Genomic DNA, 15545 nt, shown 5'->3' with positions numbered 1-15545 from the left:
GCGATCGTGCTGGCTGGTGCCACAGTCGCCGCCATGCAGGGCGCGCAGCGTCGCAGCGAGAGTTGGGTGCGGCACAGCCGCGAGGTGGCACGCGGCGCGCGCCAGGCCGAGCGGCTCGCTGTCGACCGCGAGACTGCGGTCCGCGGATTCCTGCTCACGGGCAACGCGCTCACGCTCGCCCCGGAGCTGGCCGCGCGCCGCGCCCTGCCGGAGCTCCTTGACTCGCTCGGCGAGATGACGCGCGACGATGCCGGCCAGCAGCGGCGGCTCGCCGCCATCCGCGGGGCCATCGCGCGATGGGATCGCGAGTTCGCCGAGCCCGCGCTCGCGCGCGGGGCCGCGTCCTCGCCGCCGTCGACGCCGTCGACGCCGTCGCAAGCCGACGTCCGTGCACGGCTCGCCGGGAAGCCGCTCTTCGACGAGGTGCGCGCGGCGTTCGACGCGTTCGTGCGAGCGGAGGATGCGGTCTACGCGACCCAGGTGCGCCGGAACAGCGTGCTCCGTCTGGCGAGCGGCGCCGCGATCCTGCTCGAGCTCATGGCGCTCGTCCTCGTGCTCGTGTGGCTGCGCAACCGCGTGGCGGCGCAGACCGCGGGGCTGGTCGCGAAGCAGCAGCAGCTCGAGGAGCAGGCCGTGGAGCTCGAGGTGCAGACCGAGGAGCTGCGCGAAGCGAACCACACGCTCGAGCAGCAGGCTGTCGAGATGGAGTTGCAGACAACCGAGCTCACCGCCGCCAACGCCTCGCTCACGGAGTCGCAGGACCGCTATCGGCGGCTCGTCGACTCGGCGCCGTATGGGATGCTGGTGCACCGCGACGGGCAGATCGTCTTCGCGAACGCCGCGGCCGCCCACATCCTCGGGTTCGAGCAGGCGGACGATCTCCTGCGGCGCGACGTCTACGGCCTAGTGCACCCCGACGATCGTGGACAGGTGCGCGATCGCGTCCGTCAGAATCTCGACACCGGGGCGGCGACGCCGCTCGCGGAGCTACGGATGCTCCGCCCGGACGGCACGACCGTGGAGGTGGAGACCGTGGGCATCCCGCTCATGCACGACGGCGCGCCCGCCGTGCAGGTGGTCCTCCGCGACGCGAGCGGCCGGAAGCGGCTCGAGGCCCAGTTTCGCCAGGCGCAGAAGATGGAGGCGGTCGGCCAGCTTGCCGGAGGCGTGGCCCACGACTTCAACAACCTGCTCACCGTCATCATCAGCTACAGCGGCATGCTCCTCACGGAGCTCCCCGCCAGTGACCCGGTGCGCGCGGACGTGCAGGAGATCCGCCGCGCAGCGGAGCGCGCCAGCGCACTCACGCGGCAACTGCTCGCGTTCAGTCGCCAGCAGCTGCTCGAGCCGCAGGTGCTCGACGTGAACGTCGTCGTGCGCGACCTGCAGAGGATGCTGCACCGCGTGCTGCGCGAGGACGTGCGGCTGGTGACCGTGCTCGCGGCGCGGCTCGGGCGCGTGTACGCCGACGCCGGACAGCTCGAGCAGGTGATCGTCAACCTCGCCGTCAACGCTCGCGACGCGATGCCGACCGGCGGCACGCTCACGGTCGAGACGGCGGACGTGGATCTCGACGGCGAGTACGCGCTGACGCACGCCGGCGTGACGCCCGGCCACTACGTCATGCTCGCCGTGAGCGACACCGGCGTGGGAATGGACGCGGCCACGCAGGCGCGGATCTTCGAGCCGTTCTTCACGACGAAGCCGTTAGGCCATGGCACCGGGCTCGGGCTCGCGACCGTGTACGGAATCGTGAAGCAGTCCGGTGGTCACGTCTGGGTGTATAGCGAGCCGGGTGTGGGCACGACGTTCAAGGTGTATCTGCCGCGGGTCTCCGCGCCGCTCACGCGACCGCGCAGTGGCCCCTACCCCGCCGTGGCGCGTGGGTCCGGAACGATTCTCCTCGTGGAGGACGACGAAACGGTACGCCGCGCCGCGCGCCGCATTCTCGAGCAGGCCGGCTACCAGGTGCTCGAGGCACGCGACGGCGCCGAAGCGCTGCGCGTCGCCGGGACCAACGGCACCGGCGCGGTGCGCGTCGATCTCGTGATCACCGACGTGGTGATGCCCGCGATGAGCGGCCCGGAGTTCGTCGCCGCGCTTCGCGAGGCGCGGCCCGACGTGCCCGTGATCTTCATGTCCGGTTACACGGACGACGCGGTGCTCCGACAGAAGCTCGTCGAGCCGGGGGTGGCGTTCGTGCAGAAGCCGTTCACGCCGGAGGGGCTCGCGCGCAAGGTCGGTGACGCGCTGTCGGGTGCACCACCGCAGGTCGAACCGTGACCGCGCCATCGGAGGAACGGCCGCGCGTCCTCGTGGTCGACGACGAGCCGTCCGTCACGGCCGCCGTGGCCCGTGTGCTGCGGCGCGGCTTCGACGTCACACCGACGCACTCGGCCGACGAGGGGCTCGCGCTCATTCGGCGGGGGCCGTCGTTCGCCGTCGTCATCTCCGACTTTCAGATGCCCGGCATGGACGGCGCGGCCTTTCTTCGCGAGGTCCGGCGCGTCGCCCCGGATACCGCGCGCGTGCTGCTGACGGGGCGGACCGACCTCGCCGCCGCCGTCGCCGCGGTGAACCAGGGGCAGATCTTCCGCTACCTCGCAAAGCCTCCGTCGCCCGACGTGCTGACGACGGTGGTGACCGCGGCGACCGAGCACCACCGCCTGCTGCGCGGCGAGCGCGAGCTCCTGGAGCAGACGCTGCAGGGCAGCCTGAAGGCGCTGCTCTCGCTCATGGCGCTCGCGCAGCCCGCGGCGCTGGGTCGCACGAGCCGCATCAAGTCCCACGTCACGGCGATCGCGGAGCGTCTCGACGTCGCGGACCGCTGGTCGCTCGAGATCGCCGCGCTCCTCTCGCAGGTCGGCTGCGTCACGTTGCCCGACGACACGATGCAGAAGCTGGCACGCGGCCAGGCGCTCACCCCGCGCGAGCAGGAGCAAGTGGATCGGTTGCCGGGCATCGCGGCGACGCTCGTCGCGGGCATCCCGCGGCTCGAGCCCGTGCGCGAGATCCTCCGCTTTCAGAACACGCACTTCGACGGCGCCGCATCGCCGGAGCCCGGGGTCGCTGGCGCGGCGATCCCGCTCGGCGCGCGCGTGCTCAAGGTCGTCCTCGACTACGACCTGCTCGAGACGCAGGGCATGGCAGCCGACGCGGCGCTCGCGGCGCTGGAGGCTCGTCCCGGAGGGTACGACCCTGCGGTGCTCGCGGCGGGCCGCCAGGTCTGGCTGCCGGCGGACCCACGGCCCATCGTGCGCGAGATGCGACTCGCCGACGTCCGCCCCGGGATGGTCTTCGCCAACGACGTCGTGGGGTCGAGCGGCGTGCTGCTCGTCGCGCGCGGCCAGGAAGTGACCGACGCGCTGCTGGAGCGCGTGCGCTACGACTGGCGCGGCTGGGCGCACTCGCAGCACGTCGTGATGCTCGAGCGCTGGACGTAACGCGGTCGTCCCGCGGCGGCCGCCGCGCGGCGTCGTGTTAGGTTGATCGTCACACGTTCGGGCTCGGCGTCCGGGCAATGACGATGTGACGCGAGGCCCGGTCGGGTTGGTATACGTGGATCCGAGCGTCGCAGCGGCGGTTCAGTCGAGAGGCAGGTGGCATGCACGCAGTCGTGGTCGGAGGTCTGGGATTCCTCGGCGGCGCCGTCGTCGACGAGCTGCTCGCGCGCGGCGATGCCGTCTCCGTCGTCGACCCGCACGCGGCGCGCATACGCTGCGACGAGCGGTTCGGCCCTGGACGCGTGCGCGCGCTCGACGGCGACATCCTCCACCCGGCGACGCTGCGCGACGCGTTCCACGGCGCGGACGAGGTGTACCACCTCGCGGGTCGGCTCGGCACCTCGGAGCTCGACGACGACGTCCCAGCGGCGATCGCCACGAACGTCACCGGCGCCGTGCACGTGTTCGAGGCCGCCGCTGCGGCTCGTGTGCCGAGCGTGTTCTACCCGTCGAAGCCTAACGTCTGGCTGAACACGTACACGATCACGAAGGTCGCCGCCGAGCAGTTCGCGGAGCTGTACGCCGCGCAGCGCGGGATGCGCATCTGCTCGCTGCGCTACTTCAACGCCTATGGCCCACGACAGGCGCTCGGCCCCGTACGCAAGATCGTCCCCACGTTCGCCGCGCAGGCGCTGCGCGGGCTGCCGCTCGGCGTGTTCGGCGACGGCGAGCAGACGGTGGACATGATTCACAGCGCCGACCTCGCGCGGCTCAGCGTGGACCTGCTGCGGTCCGGCTATCGCGGCCCGCCGCTCGACTGCGGTCGCGGCGTCCCGCTCACCGTGAACGAGGTTGCCGCGGCGGTGAACGCGTACTTCGGCAATCGCGCGGGCGTGCGCCACCTGCCGATGCGCCGGGGCGAGACGCCGCGCACGACGCTCGTCGCCGACATCGCCCCGCTGCGCGCCGCGCTCGGCACGCTGCGCTTCGCCGATTGGGACTCGTCGCTCGCCGAGACGCTCGCGTGGTACGCGTCGCGCGACGCGCGCGAGCTCGATCTCGCGTTGGGCGCCTCCAGCGCGGCCTGAGGGCGACGGCGGTGCGCGTGCTCGCGGTCGTCGCGCACCCGGACGACGAGACGCTCGGCTGCGGCGGCACGCTCGCGCGCCTCGCCGACGAGGGAAACGAGGTGACCGCGCTGCTCGCCCTGCGGCGCTGCGACCCGCGCGGCGTCGCCAACTGGAGCGCGCTGGTGGAGTGCTTCGAGCGCGCCTGCGCGCTGCTCGGCGCGCGCGCCGCGGTGCACGACGCGCCGCTCGACGAGACGCTGGCCGAGACGCACCCGCACGAGCTGCACGACCGCGTGGCGCCGTGGGTGGCGCGCGCGGATCTGGTGCTCACGCACTGGCCGGGCGACGTCAACCAGGTTCACCGCGGCGTGGCGCGTGCCGTGGAGATCGCGACGCGGCCGTTCCGCCGCCGCGTGAACGTCTCGCTGTTCGAGATCCCCTCCTCCACCGATCAGACGTTCGGCGTCGCCGGCGCGCATGCCTTCCTGCCTAACGAGTTCGTGCTGCTCGGCACGGATCACGTGCGCCGCAAGTGCGAGGCGATGGCGCTGTACTCCACCGAGCACGCGCCGGGCCGCACGGCAGCGGATGTGGAGCGCCGGCTGCGCGTGCGCGGGGCCGAAGTGGGCGCCGAGTTCGCCGAGGCGTTCGCGGTGGCGCGACGCTTCGTCTGACGCGACGTGACGGGACTCGCTCGTCGCCGAGGTGCGCGCGACGCGGCCAAGCGCGCGGTCGACGTCGTGGGCGCCGCCGCGCTGCTCGTCGCGGGCGTACCGCTCATCGCGCTCTGCGCGCTGCTCGTACGGCTGCGCAGTCCGGGCCCCGCGCTGTTCCGCCAACGCCGCGAGGGGCTCGGCGGCCGGCCGTTCACGCTCTACAAGCTGCGCACGATGCGCGTCGACGCGGACGCGGTGCTCGCGCGCGTGCTGGCGGACGATGCGGCGGCGCGTGACGAGTGGGCGCGCTATCGGCGACTGCGCGACGATCCACGACTCGTTCCCGGCGTCGGAAGCTGGCTGCGGCGCACGAGCCTCGACGAGTTGCCGCAGCTGTGGAACGTGCTGCGTGGGGACATGAGCCTCGTCGGCCCACGCCCGCTGGAGCTGCCCGTGCTCGATCGATTCCCGGCGGCGGAGCGCGCCGCGCGCGCGGCCGTGCGGCCTGGCCTGACGGGCCTCTGGCAGGTGTCCGGCCGCAGCGAGACGGACCTCGTCACGCTGTGGGCGATCGACGCGGAGTACGTGCGCAGCCGGTCGCTGCTCGGCGACCTGCGGATCCTCGTGCGCACGCCGCGCGCGGTGCTCACGCGCCGCGGCGCGTACTGAACGTGCCGCGTGTCGCCGTGATCGGCGCCGGGCCCGCCGGGCTCGCGGCGGCCGATCGACTCGGGCGCGCCGGTGTGCACGTGGAGCTGTTCGAGGCGTCGTCGCGCGTGGGCGGGCTCGCGGGCTCGGTCGAGCGGTGGGGACGGGCGGTCGACCTCGGGCCGCACGTGATCGCCGGCGGGCCACCGGCCGCGGTCGCGCTGTGGACGGAGCTGCTCGGCAACGCGTACCACTGCGTGCCGCTGCGTCGCGCCATCGCCATGCACGGTACGCTCGTGCCCTATCCACCTCGTCCGACGTCGCTGATGCGCGCGCTTCCAGCGACCACGCTCGCCGCGTGCGTCGCCGGCGCCGCGGCGGCGCGCGTGGTCCCGCGTCGTGGCGCGCAGCCTAACGACAGCGCGGGCTGGGTGGCGGCGCGCTACGGTCGCGCGCTCTACGACGCCGTGCTCGCGCCGTACGTCGAGAAGCTGTGGGGGCGGCCGGGCGAGCGCGTGGACGCGAGCTTCGCGCGTGCGCTGCTCGGCGACGCGCCGTCGGACGAGCGCGGCGCGGCGCGCGGACCGTGCGAGCGCGAGCGCGCCGACACGTTCGCGGTGCCCGTCGGCGGCACGGGCGCCGTCTGGGAGCGCCTAACGGATCGGATCCGCGCGCGCGCCACGGTGCACCTCGACACGCCGGTCGACGGCGTCGAGGTGCGTGACGAACGCGTGTGCGGCGTCACGGTACGCGGCGAGCGGCGCCCGTTCACGCACGTCGTGTCGAGCATGCCGCTGAGCCGGCTCGTGCGCCTGACGAGCGGACTGCCACCGGAGACGCTCGCTGCGACGGACCGTCTCTCGAGCCGGCACGCGCTCGTGGTGCACCTACGCGTGGTCGGCGCGCCGCTGCTGCCGTACGCGTGGGTCTACGTGTTCGACCCGCGTCTCGCCGTCGGACGCGTGACCGACACGCGCGCGTGGGGCGTCCCGGGACCGACGTACGAGGACGGGATCGTCACGCTGGAATACTGGTGCGGCGACGAGAGCCCTGCGTGGCGCGGTGACGACGAGCGCGTGCTCGAGCGCGCGAGCGCCGAGCTCGCGGCGAGTGCCCTGCTCCCCGGCGCGCGCGTGCTCGACGGACGTGTGACGCGTCTGCGCGGCGCGCTGCCGGTGCCCGAGGTCGGGTACGGCGACACGCTGCGCGCGATCACCGCGTCGCTCGCGTCCGTGCGCGGGCTCCTCACGATCGGGCGCCACGGCGGCTTCGCGTTCAACAGCACGGCGGAGAGCCTCGCCGACGGCATCGCGGCGGCCGACGCGATCCTCGGCGAGCTGGGAGTCGCTCAGTCGCCGACGGTGCCGTAGCGCGCGAGCGCCGCGTCGACGTGCCGCACCAGCGCGTCGCGAAAGCGCTCGGGCGCGAATCGCTCGGCGTTCTGGCGGCATGCGGCGGGCGAGATGCGCGCCGCGCTCGCCTCGAGCCGCCGGATCGCGTCGCGCAGCGACTCGGCGGTCTGCTCGGCGAACAGCACGCCCGTCGGCCGCTCCTCGTGCAGGTCGCGCACGATCTCGCGCGCGCCGCCGCGGCCGAGCGCGACGACGGGCGTGCCGCACGCCTGCGCCTCGGCCATCACGATGCCGAAGTCCTCCGGCGCGGTGAAGACGAACGAGCGGGCGCGGCGCATGTGGTCGCGCAGCACCGCGTCGGACACGCGTCCGAGCAGCGTGACGTTAGGCCCGGCGAGCCGCTCGATGCGCCGGCGCTCCGGCCCGTCGCCGATCACGACGAGCCGACGATCGGGCATGCCGTTGAACGCTTCCACCGCGAGATCGAGTCGCTTGAACGGCGTGAGGCGCGACGCGGCGAGATGGAAATCCTCGCGCGGCACGCGAGGGTCGGGCGTGTAGAAGTCGACGTCGACCGGCGGATGGAGCACCGCGGCGTCGCGTCGGTAGCACACCTCGCACCGGCGCGCGACGAAGCGCGAGCACGCCACGAATGCGTCGACGCGCGCCGCCGCGATCGCGTCCCACACGCGCATCCGGGCGAGCATCACGCGCGCGAGCACCGCCTTCAGCCCGCGCATGCCGTGCGCGCGCAGGTAGAGCGGCTGCAGATCCCACGCGAAGCGCGGCGGCGACATGAGGTAGCACACGTGCACCTGCTCCGGCTGCACGACGACGCCCTTCGCCACCGTGTGGCTGTTCGACAGCACGAGGTCGTACCCCGTGAGGTCGAACTGCTCCATCGCCAACGGCATGAGCGGCACGTAGCTCCAGTACCGGGTGCGCGCGCCCGGCAGTCGTTGGATGAACGACGGGATCACGCGCGCATCGCCGAGCACCGCGGCGCGATGCTCCGCAGGCAGGAAATCGACGGCGGTGAAGACGTCGGCGCCCGGGTAGCAGCGCAGCATCTCCTGCAGCACGCGCTCCGCCCCCGTCATCGGGCCGAGCCAGTCGTGGACGATCGCGACTCTCATGCGAGGCAAAGTATTCTTCGTCGCCCATCACGCTCGTTCCGCCACCGACCCCATTCCCGTGCCGACCGACTTCGTAGCAGGCGCCGAGGACGCGCTCCTCCGACTGAGCGCGGCGACGCTGATCGGCGCCGCCGTGGGACTGAACCGCGAGCTGCGCGGCAAGCCGGCCGGCATGCGCACGCACGCCCTCGTCTCGCTCGGCGCGGCGCTCGTGATCCTGTCGACGACGCTGCTCGCGAACGGCGGGGGCGGCGTCGATCCGAACGCGGTGAGCCGCTCGATCCAGGGGATCGTCGCCGGCGTCGGCTTCCTCGGCGGCGGCGTGATCCTGAAGACGAGCGATCGGAGCAGTGTTCGCAACCTCATGACCGCGGCGTCGATCTGGGTGGTGGCGTGCCTCGGCATCGTGTGCGGCGCCGGGCAGTGGTCGCTCGCCGCCGCGGCCCTGGCGCTCACGCTGCTGGTGCTCGTGTTCGGTGGTCCGACCGAAGGCGCTATCCGCCACATGGTGCTCCGGCAGCAGCGCGCCGGCGGCTCCGGCGGCGTCGGCGGCACCGACGCCTCGGCCGAGCGGCGGCGCATGGAGCGGCGGCGCACCGGCGAGCATCGGACGATCGACCCCGAGGAGGACGCGTGAGCGGGGGCCCGAGCCGCCGCGAGGATTGACGCGGCCGCGCACGGTCGTCACCATCCTTACGCGGTGGCACGAACCGCGCGAGACGTGCGATGCGGCCCGCCACTTCACGCACCGTTCGCCATGTCCGATCACGTCGTAGAGCCGTTCATTCCTCGACAGCTCGACCGGGAGTTCGCGCTCGCCGTTCGCGCGGCGCTGTCGCTGCCCGATCCGACGACCGCGTCGCTGCGCGACCTCGTCGCGGCGGTGGTCGCGACGCTGCGCGAGCAGGGGGCCACGGTCGAGCAGGTGCTCGACGCGATGGAGGACGCGGTGGCCGCCGTGCTCGCCGCTCGAGTGTCCGGCGGGTACCACGTGGTGGACCCGAACGCGCCGCGCAATCCCACGTCGGTGCTCGCCGACCACGTGCGGCTGCTGACGAGCGAAGTGCTGCTCGACCACGGGCTGCAGACGCCGAAGTCGCGCATCCCGCTCACGGTCTCCTGACGGTCGCGTGACCGTCGGCGCCTCCTCCGGTCGGGGAGGCCCCGAGTTGCCCTAAGTGGGCGTTACGACTATACTTCGGGGCTGTTCACATCGGCCGGCGCGGCAGTCGCGCCGGCCCCCGACCCTCCTCCCGCCTCGGCAACCGGCGGGGGGCGGCCACGACCACAGGGAGGATTGCCACTCGTGCCCGCGAAAGCGAATCGCACGTACGAGGCGGTGTACATCTTCGACTCTGCGCTCGAAGACAACGCCATCGCCGAGAAGCTCGCCCGGCATCACGGGCTCTTGAAGGCCGCCGCGGAACCGACCGTCGAGCACTGGGGGCGGCGTCAGCTGGCCTACCCCATCAAGCGGCGTGAGAGTGGTTACTACGCCATCGCCACGTTCAGCCTCGCGGACACCACGGTGCTCCCCGAGTTCGAGCGCGCGCTGAAGCTGGACGAAGGGGTGCTCCGCTATCTCATCTCGCTGCACGAGCGCGAGCTCGGCGCCCCGCCGATGAGCGAAGAGGAGCTCGCCGCCCGGCGGGCCAAGGACGAGGACGACGAGGACGAGGAATAACATGCGCCGACAGAAGAAGGCCGATCCGTTCGCCGAAGCGCGGATCCGGTTCGTCGACTACAAGGACGACCGCCTCCTCTCCCGCTTCATCACGGAGACGGGGAAGATCCTGCCGAGCCGCCTGAGCGGCGCCTCCGCGCGTCACCAGCGTCAGGTCGCGAAGGCGATCAAGAAGGCGCGCTACCTGGCCCTGCTCCCCTACACCAAGGGGAACCAGAGCTGAGCATGGCGGCGGCCGCCACGCCGGTCGGACGCGAGCGAGGGTGGGGACCGATGGTCCTCGCCCTCGCGACGTGCCTTGCCGTCGCGGCGGCCCCGTTCTGGCCTCCGGCCGCCGGGCTCGCCGCGGCGCTCGTGCGCGGACTGGTCCCGGTCGAGCAGCTGCTGCTGCTCGTCGTCCCGACGCTCGCCGCCTGCGCGGCGGTCGCCTGGTGGGCCGGCGGGCGGCTCGCGCCGGCGCTCGCGTGGCTCGCACTCGCCGCGTGGGTGCTCGGTCAGCCGCTGCCGGCCGAGTCGCCGGGATACGCGGCGGTGGCGCGCGGCTGGGCGCTGGCGCTCGCGGCGGCGTTCGGTCTCGTGTCCTTCGTCCGGCCGCGGCTCTCGTTCTTCGTGCGCGCGCTCAGCGCACTCGGCGTCGCGTGCGCGGTCGCGCTGCTCTGGCTCGTGCTCACGGGGCACGATCCGGGGCGGCTCGCCGGCGTGATGGGCACCGAGCTCGCCCGCCGCAGCCAGGCGTCGCTCGACGCGTGGCAGCGGCACCTGCGGACGGCCGGTGTGTGGCGCACGGTGAGCGAGCGGGCGCCGGAGCTCGCGGCGCGGGCGACGACGTCCGCCGAACGGCTCGGTGGGCTGCCGGCGCGCACGGCGCCGCTGGTGCCCGCGCTGCTCGGGCTCGAGTCGCTCGCCGCGCTCGCGCTCGCGTGGGGGCTGCATCACCGGCTGAGCCGCGTGCGGCTCGGTCCTCCGCTCGGCTCGCTGAAGACGTTCCGGTTCAACGACCAGCTCGTGTGGGGGCTCGTGGCCGGCGTCACGATCGTCATCCTGCCGTCGCTCGCGCCACTGCGGGCGGTCGGATTCAACCTGTTGTTGTTCTTCGGCGCGCTCTACGCGCTGCGCGGACTCGGCATCCTCCGCTGGCTCGCCTCCGAGCGAGTCGCGCTGGCGGCGGTGATCGGGGTCGCGCTCCTGCTCCCGATCGTCGGTCTCGAGCTGCTCGCCGGCATGCTGTCCGGCGTGGCGCTCGCGATCGGCCTCGGCGACACGTGGGGCGACTGGCGGAATCGCCGGGCGCGTCAGGTCTCGTAACTTCTCGGAGGTATCGGTGGAAGTCATTCTGCGGCAGGCGGTCGAGAAGCTCGGCAATCCGGGCGACGTGGTGACCGTCTCCAACGGCTACGCGCGCAACTTCCTGCTGCCGCGCGGCGTCGCCTTCGAGGCGACGGAGGGGAACAAGAAGCGGATCGCGCAGGAGAAGGCGCGGCTCGAGGCCGCCGAGTCGGAGCGCCGCCAGACGGCGAGCGAGTTCGCGAAGGTGCTCGAGGAGGTCTCGATCACGTTCGCGGCGCGCGTCGGCGAGGAGGGCAAGCTGTTCGGCTCCGTGACCGCGGCGGACATCGCGCAGCAGCTCGAGGCGCAGGGCCACAAGGTCGAGCGCCGCCAGATCGACCTGCACGAGCCCATCAAGGCGCTCGGCGTCTATCGCGTGCCGATCAAGCTGCACGCGGACGTGAAGCCCGAGATCAAGGTCTGGGTCATCAAGCAATAGGGCACGAGGGCATGAGGGCACGAGGGCAGGAGAGCTTCCGAGTTCTCCTGCCCTCGCGCGTTTCGCGCGGGCCCTCCTGCCCTCGTGCCCTGGCTCACTTGCTGCGGTTTCCGGCCGTTAACGTTCAGGAACCAAGCGGCCGAGCCCGGGTAGGCTCGTGGTTCCGCGTTCCCTCTCGTGCCCTCCTACATGGCGAAGACCTCCCAGCTCTCCTCCGCCGAGGCCGCGCAGCGCGCCGCGCAGGCGGCGCTCGACCTGAAGGCGAACGACGTCGTGATCCTGAATCTCAAGGGGGTCACGGACATGGCCGACTTCTTCGTGATCGCGAGCGGCACGTCGGACACGCACGTCCGCGCGATCGCGCAGAACGTCATGGAGGATCTGGACAAGCTCGGCGTGCCGGTGCACCACGAGGAGGGCGTGACGCAGGGGCGCTGGGCGCTGCTCGACTACGTGGACTTCGTGGTCCACGTCTTCCACCCGACGCTGCGCCACTTCTACCAGCTCGAGCGGCTGTGGAGCGACGCGGAGGTCGTGAAGGTGCAGCCGCAGGACGCGCCCGCCGGGGCGCAGTGAGGACCTGATGTTCGGTCGACTCGTCCGCCGCCTAACGGTGTTGGGCGCCGCCGCGGCCTCCGCCGCCGCGCTCGCGCCGTCGCGCGCCGGGGCCCAGCTGTACTTCGGGCAGAACCTGGTGCAGTACGACCGGCTCGACTGGCGAGTCATCGAGACCGAGCACTTCCTCGTCCACTACTATCCCGTCGAGCGGCAGGCCGCGCACGACGCGGCGCGGATGGCCGAGCGTTCCTACGCGCGGTTGTCGCGGCTCATGCAGCACCAGTTCCGCGAGAAGAAGCCGATCATCGTCTTCCAGTCGCGCGGCGACTTCGCGCAGAGCAACGTCTTCGGCGATCTCGGCGAGGGCACGGGCGGCATCACGGACATCCTGCGGCAGCGCATGGCGCAGCCGCTCACGGGCGACTACCGCTCGTTCGAGCACGTGCTGATGCACGAGATGGTGCACCAGTTCCAGTACGACATCTTCGCGCGTGGCAAGGCGGGCGCGAACATCCAGCAGTACGCGCAGGTGAACCCGCCGTCGTGGTTCATGGAAGGGATGGCGGAGTTCCTGTCGCTCGGCTACGACCATCCGCAGACCGATGCGTGGCTGCGTGACGCCGCGATCAACGGCAACCTGCCGTCGATCAAGCAGATGACCGATGAGCCGGACAAGTACTTCCCGTACCGGTTCGGCTTCGCGCTCTGGCAGTACGTCGGCCGGCGGTGGGGCGACGAGATCATCGGCGAGATCATGAACGCCGTGCCGAGCCTCGGCGTCGAGCGCGCGTTCCGGCGAGAGCTCGGCATGTCGCTCGAGGATCTCAGCGACGAGTGGCACGAGTCGGTGCAGGACCGCTTCCTCCCGACCGTCGTGTCGATGGAGCGGCCGCGCAAGTTCGCGCAGCCGCTGCTGACGCAGCGTCGCACCGGCGGCGTGGCTGACCTGTACATCGCGCCCGCGCTGTCGCCCGACGGCAAGTACATCGCGTTCATCTCCTACGGCAGCCTGCTGCGCGGCGAGGTGTTCCCCGACCTGTACCTCGCCGACGCACAGACCGGCAAGCGGCTCAAGCGGCTGGTGCGCAGCACGACGAACGCGCAGACCGAGGAGCTGCGGCAGCTCTACTCGCAGGCGAGCTTCTCCCCCGACGGCAAGCTGCTCGCCTACGTCGGCCAGACCGAGGGGAAGGACGTCCTCTACCTGCTCGACGTCGCGACGCGCGAGACGATCCGGCGCTTCGACCTGCCGCTCGAGGGCGTCACGAGCCCCTCGTGGTCGCCCGACGGCAAGCAGCTCGTGTTCAGCGGCAACGAGGGCGGCATCACGGACCTCTACGTCGTGAACGAGGACGGCACCGGGCTGCGCGCGCTGACGCACGACCGCAACGGCGATCTGCAGCCGTCGTGGTCGCCCGACGGCAAGACGATCGCGTTCGCGAGCGACCGCGAGACGAACTTCGACGTGCTGCGGCTCGCGAAGTGGACGATCGCGCTGTACGACGTCGCGAGCGGCCGCATCACGGAGCTGCCGCGGCAGGCGGGGCTCAACATCAACCCTCAGTGGGCGCCCGACGGCCGTTCCATCGCGTACGTCTCCGACCGCACGGGCGTCGCGAACCTGTTCCTGTACGACCTCGACGCCGGCGAGCACTACCAGCTCACGAACGTCGTCGGCGCGGTGAACGCGCTCACCGAGTACAGCCCGGCGATCACGTGGGCGCACGCGACCGACGTGCTGGCGTTCACGTACTACGAGAAGGGGACGAACAACGTCTGGTCGATCAAGAACCCGCGGCTGCTGAAGCGCGCGCCGTTCCGCGACCACGCGACGACGCCCGCCGTCGTCGCGACGCGCGACACGACGCCGGCCACCGCCGTCGCGCCCGACACGAGCGACGGCAGCCGGTCGATCTATCGCGCGCCGAGCGCCGAGCTGCGGCCGTCGGCGACGCTCGGCGCCGCGGGGTCGGGGACGCCGCTCACCGTGACGGCGATGCTCGACAGCGCCGCGCTCGCGCTCCCCGACACGACGCGGTTCAAGGACTACAAGTACGCGGGGGGGTTCCAGCCGGAGTACGTGTCGCAGCCGCAGGTGGGCTACGGCGCGAACAACTTCGGCCAGGGCGTGTTCGGCGGCACGACGATCGTGCTGAGCGACCTGTTAGGCAACCAGCAGCTCGCGTTCTCCGGCGCGATCAACGGCCGCATCAGCGACGCGATGGTGTTCGCGAGCTACGCGAACCTGAGCCGCCGCATGCAGTATCAGACGGGCGTCTCGCAGATGCCGTACTATCTGCTCGGCGAGCGCGTGCCGATCACCGACGACCAGGGACAGAACGCGGTCGAGGACCGGTACCTCCGCTACGTGCAGCGCGACGTGTTCGCGACGGGCCTCTACCCGCTCGACCGGTTCCGCCGCATCGAGTTCGGCATGCGCGCATCGAGCGTGTCGCAGTCGCAGATCACGGTGACGTCGACGCTGCAGGGCGGCTTCATCACCGGCCAGAAGCTCGGCAAGCCGCAGAAGATCGGGTCGGCGTGGATGCTCTCGCCGTCGGTGGCGTACGTGAGCGACAACGCGCTGTACGGCTGGACCAGCCCGCTCATGGGACACCGGTACCGCGTGCAGTTCGAGCCGTCGGTGGGCAGCTGGCGGTGGCTCGACTACCTCGTGGACGCGCGCCGCTACGACCCGATCCTGTTCAACTTCCTCACGGTCGCGACGCGCTTCACGACGAGCATCACGGCGGGGCGCGACGAGACGCGCTTCCGGAAGTACATCGGACGGGCCGACTTCGTGCGCGGCTACGACCGACAGGCGTACGACACGTACTTCTGCAGCGGCGAGAACGCGCCGGCGAACGCGGGCGACGCGTGCGGCGCGCTGCAGCTGTTCGGCAGCCGCGTCGCGTTCGCGAACGCGGAGCTGCGCTTCCCGCTCGTGCGTCGGCTGGACCTCGGCCTGCTGCCGATCGCGCTGCCGCCGGTGGAGGGCGCGTTCTTCTACGATGCCGGGCTCGCGTGGGACGGCGGCATGAAGGTGACCGCCCGGCGCCCGGCGAACTACGACCAGAACACGATGCGCTTCCCGCTGCGGAGCTACGGCTTCGGGATGCGCATCAACCTGTTCGGGTTCGTCGTCCTGCGGTGGGACTACGCGAAGCCGCTCGACGCGGCGAACCGGAAGGCGTTCGGCACGTGGTCGTTCGGGCCGTCGTTCTGAGGCGCCG

At 72.0% G+C, this 15545-nt stretch carries 15 protein-coding genes; 14 read left to right on the top strand and 1 reads right to left on the bottom strand.

Annotated elements, in window-relative coordinates; genetic code table 11:
* The first annotated feature begins 33 nt into the window (after positions 1-33).
* The 6 genes from J421_RS14840 (at position 34) to J421_RS14820 (ending at position 7187) form a co-directional block, all read left to right on the top strand.
* A complete protein-coding gene (locus J421_RS14840; RefSeq protein WP_025411969.1) occupies positions 34-2283 on the top strand; it encodes a CHASE3 domain-containing protein in 2250 nt (749 codons plus the stop codon).
* Positions 2280-3443 carry an HD domain-containing phosphohydrolase gene (locus J421_RS14835; protein ID WP_025411968.1) on the top strand — a complete coding sequence of 388 codons (1164 nt, stop codon included), beginning with the start codon at positions 2280-2282 and terminating at the stop codon, positions 3441-3443. The genes J421_RS14840 and J421_RS14835 overlap by 4 nt, the downstream gene beginning before the upstream one ends.
* Before the next feature lie 161 nt (positions 3444-3604).
* Positions 3605-4531, top strand: a complete 927-nt coding sequence (locus tag J421_RS14830) for an NAD-dependent epimerase/dehydratase family protein (protein ID WP_025411967.1) — start codon at positions 3605-3607, stop codon at positions 4529-4531.
* An 11-nt stretch (positions 4532-4542) separates the two neighbouring features.
* The gene (locus J421_RS14825) at positions 4543-5187 is read left to right on the top strand and encodes a PIG-L deacetylase family protein (RefSeq protein ID WP_025411966.1); all 645 of its coding nucleotides are present in this window, start codon (positions 4543-4545) and stop codon (positions 5185-5187) included.
* A gap of 6 nt (positions 5188-5193) precedes the next feature.
* Positions 5194-5838: a sugar transferase gene (locus J421_RS32805; protein ID WP_025411965.1), complete on the top strand. Its 645-nt coding sequence runs from the start codon at positions 5194-5196 to the stop codon at positions 5836-5838.
* A 2-nt stretch (positions 5839-5840) separates the two neighbouring features.
* Positions 5841-7187 carry a protoporphyrinogen/coproporphyrinogen oxidase gene (locus J421_RS14820; RefSeq protein WP_158508802.1) on the top strand — a complete coding sequence of 449 codons (1347 nt, stop codon included), beginning with the start codon at positions 5841-5843 and terminating at the stop codon, positions 7185-7187.
* Here the strand turns inward: J421_RS14820 and J421_RS14815 are convergent.
* Positions 7166-8305, bottom strand: coding sequence for a glycosyltransferase (locus tag J421_RS14815; protein ID WP_025411963.1), 1140 nt, complete (start codon positions 8303-8305; stop codon positions 7166-7168). The two genes, J421_RS14820 and J421_RS14815, sit on opposite strands and share 22 nt — an antisense overlap.
* A 58-nt stretch (positions 8306-8363) precedes the next feature.
* On the opposite strand from J421_RS14815, the gene J421_RS14810 reads away from it, so the two are divergent.
* The 8 genes from J421_RS14810 to J421_RS14775 all read left to right on the top strand — a co-directional run bounded on the left by J421_RS14810 (position 8364) and on the right by J421_RS14775 (position 15538).
* Positions 8364-8942, top strand: coding sequence for an MgtC/SapB family protein (locus tag J421_RS14810; protein WP_025411962.1), 579 nt, complete (start codon positions 8364-8366; stop codon positions 8940-8942).
* Between the two features lie 120 nt (positions 8943-9062).
* On the top strand, positions 9063-9428 hold the full coding sequence (locus tag J421_RS14805; RefSeq protein WP_025411961.1) for a hypothetical protein: 366 nt from the start codon (positions 9063-9065) through the stop codon (positions 9426-9428).
* A gap of 183 nt (positions 9429-9611) precedes the next feature.
* On the top strand, positions 9612-9989 hold the full coding sequence (rpsF, locus tag J421_RS14800; RefSeq protein WP_025411960.1) for a 30S ribosomal protein S6: 378 nt from the start codon (positions 9612-9614) through the stop codon (positions 9987-9989).
* A gap of 1 nt (position 9990) precedes the next feature.
* Complete coding sequence (gene rpsR / locus J421_RS14795) at positions 9991-10212, top strand: 30S ribosomal protein S18 (protein ID WP_025411959.1); 222 nt, start codon at positions 9991-9993, stop codon at positions 10210-10212.
* Between the two features lie 2 nt (positions 10213-10214).
* Positions 10215-11294 (top strand): DUF2232 domain-containing protein, encoded by a 1080-nt coding sequence (locus J421_RS14790; protein WP_148306335.1) that lies wholly within the window; start codon positions 10215-10217, stop codon positions 11292-11294.
* Between the two features lie 16 nt (positions 11295-11310).
* The gene (rplI, locus tag J421_RS14785) at positions 11311-11754 is read left to right on the top strand and encodes a 50S ribosomal protein L9 (protein ID WP_025411957.1); all 444 of its coding nucleotides are present in this window, start codon (positions 11311-11313) and stop codon (positions 11752-11754) included.
* 189 nt (positions 11755-11943) lie between these two features.
* Positions 11944-12330: a ribosome silencing factor gene (gene rsfS / locus J421_RS14780; RefSeq protein WP_025411956.1), complete on the top strand. Its 387-nt coding sequence runs from the start codon at positions 11944-11946 to the stop codon at positions 12328-12330.
* 7 nt (positions 12331-12337) lie between these two features.
* Complete coding sequence (locus J421_RS14775; RefSeq protein ID WP_104022644.1) at positions 12338-15538, top strand: DPP IV N-terminal domain-containing protein; 3201 nt, start codon at positions 12338-12340, stop codon at positions 15536-15538.
* Positions 15539-15545: the final 7 nt, after the last annotated feature.

The sequence above is a fragment of the Gemmatirosa kalamazoonensis genome (assembly GCF_000522985.1).
GTDB classification, from domain to species: Bacteria; Gemmatimonadota; Gemmatimonadetes; order Gemmatimonadales; family Gemmatimonadaceae; genus Gemmatirosa; species Gemmatirosa kalamazoonensis.
The sequence above is the reverse complement of the archived record's forward strand: the minus strand, read 5'-3'. Positions and strand labels throughout refer to the sequence as shown.

Bases quoted from the DNA above. Each gene is read 5' to 3' on its own strand.
- J421_RS14840 (WP_025411969.1), top strand. From the start codon at position 34: ATGCAGGGCGCGCAGCGTCGCAGCGAGAGTTGGGTGCGGCACAGCCGC.
- J421_RS14830 (WP_025411967.1), top strand. From the start codon at position 3,605: ATGCACGCAGTCGTGGTCGGAGGTCTGGGATTCCTCGGCGGCGCCGTC.
- J421_RS14815 (WP_025411963.1), bottom strand. From the start codon at position 8,305: ATGAGAGTCGCGATCGTCCACGACTGGCTCGGCCCGATGACGGGGGCG.
- J421_RS14805 (WP_025411961.1), top strand. From the start codon at position 9,063: ATGTCCGATCACGTCGTAGAGCCGTTCATTCCTCGACAGCTCGACCGG.
- rpsR (WP_025411959.1), top strand. From the start codon at position 9,991: ATGCGCCGACAGAAGAAGGCCGATCCGTTCGCCGAAGCGCGGATCCGG.
- J421_RS14790 (WP_148306335.1), top strand. From the start codon at position 10,215: ATGGCGGCGGCCGCCACGCCGGTCGGACGCGAGCGAGGGTGGGGACCG.
- rsfS (WP_025411956.1), top strand. From the start codon at position 11,944: ATGGCGAAGACCTCCCAGCTCTCCTCCGCCGAGGCCGCGCAGCGCGCC.
- J421_RS14775 (WP_104022644.1), top strand. From the start codon at position 12,338: ATGTTCGGTCGACTCGTCCGCCGCCTAACGGTGTTGGGCGCCGCCGCG.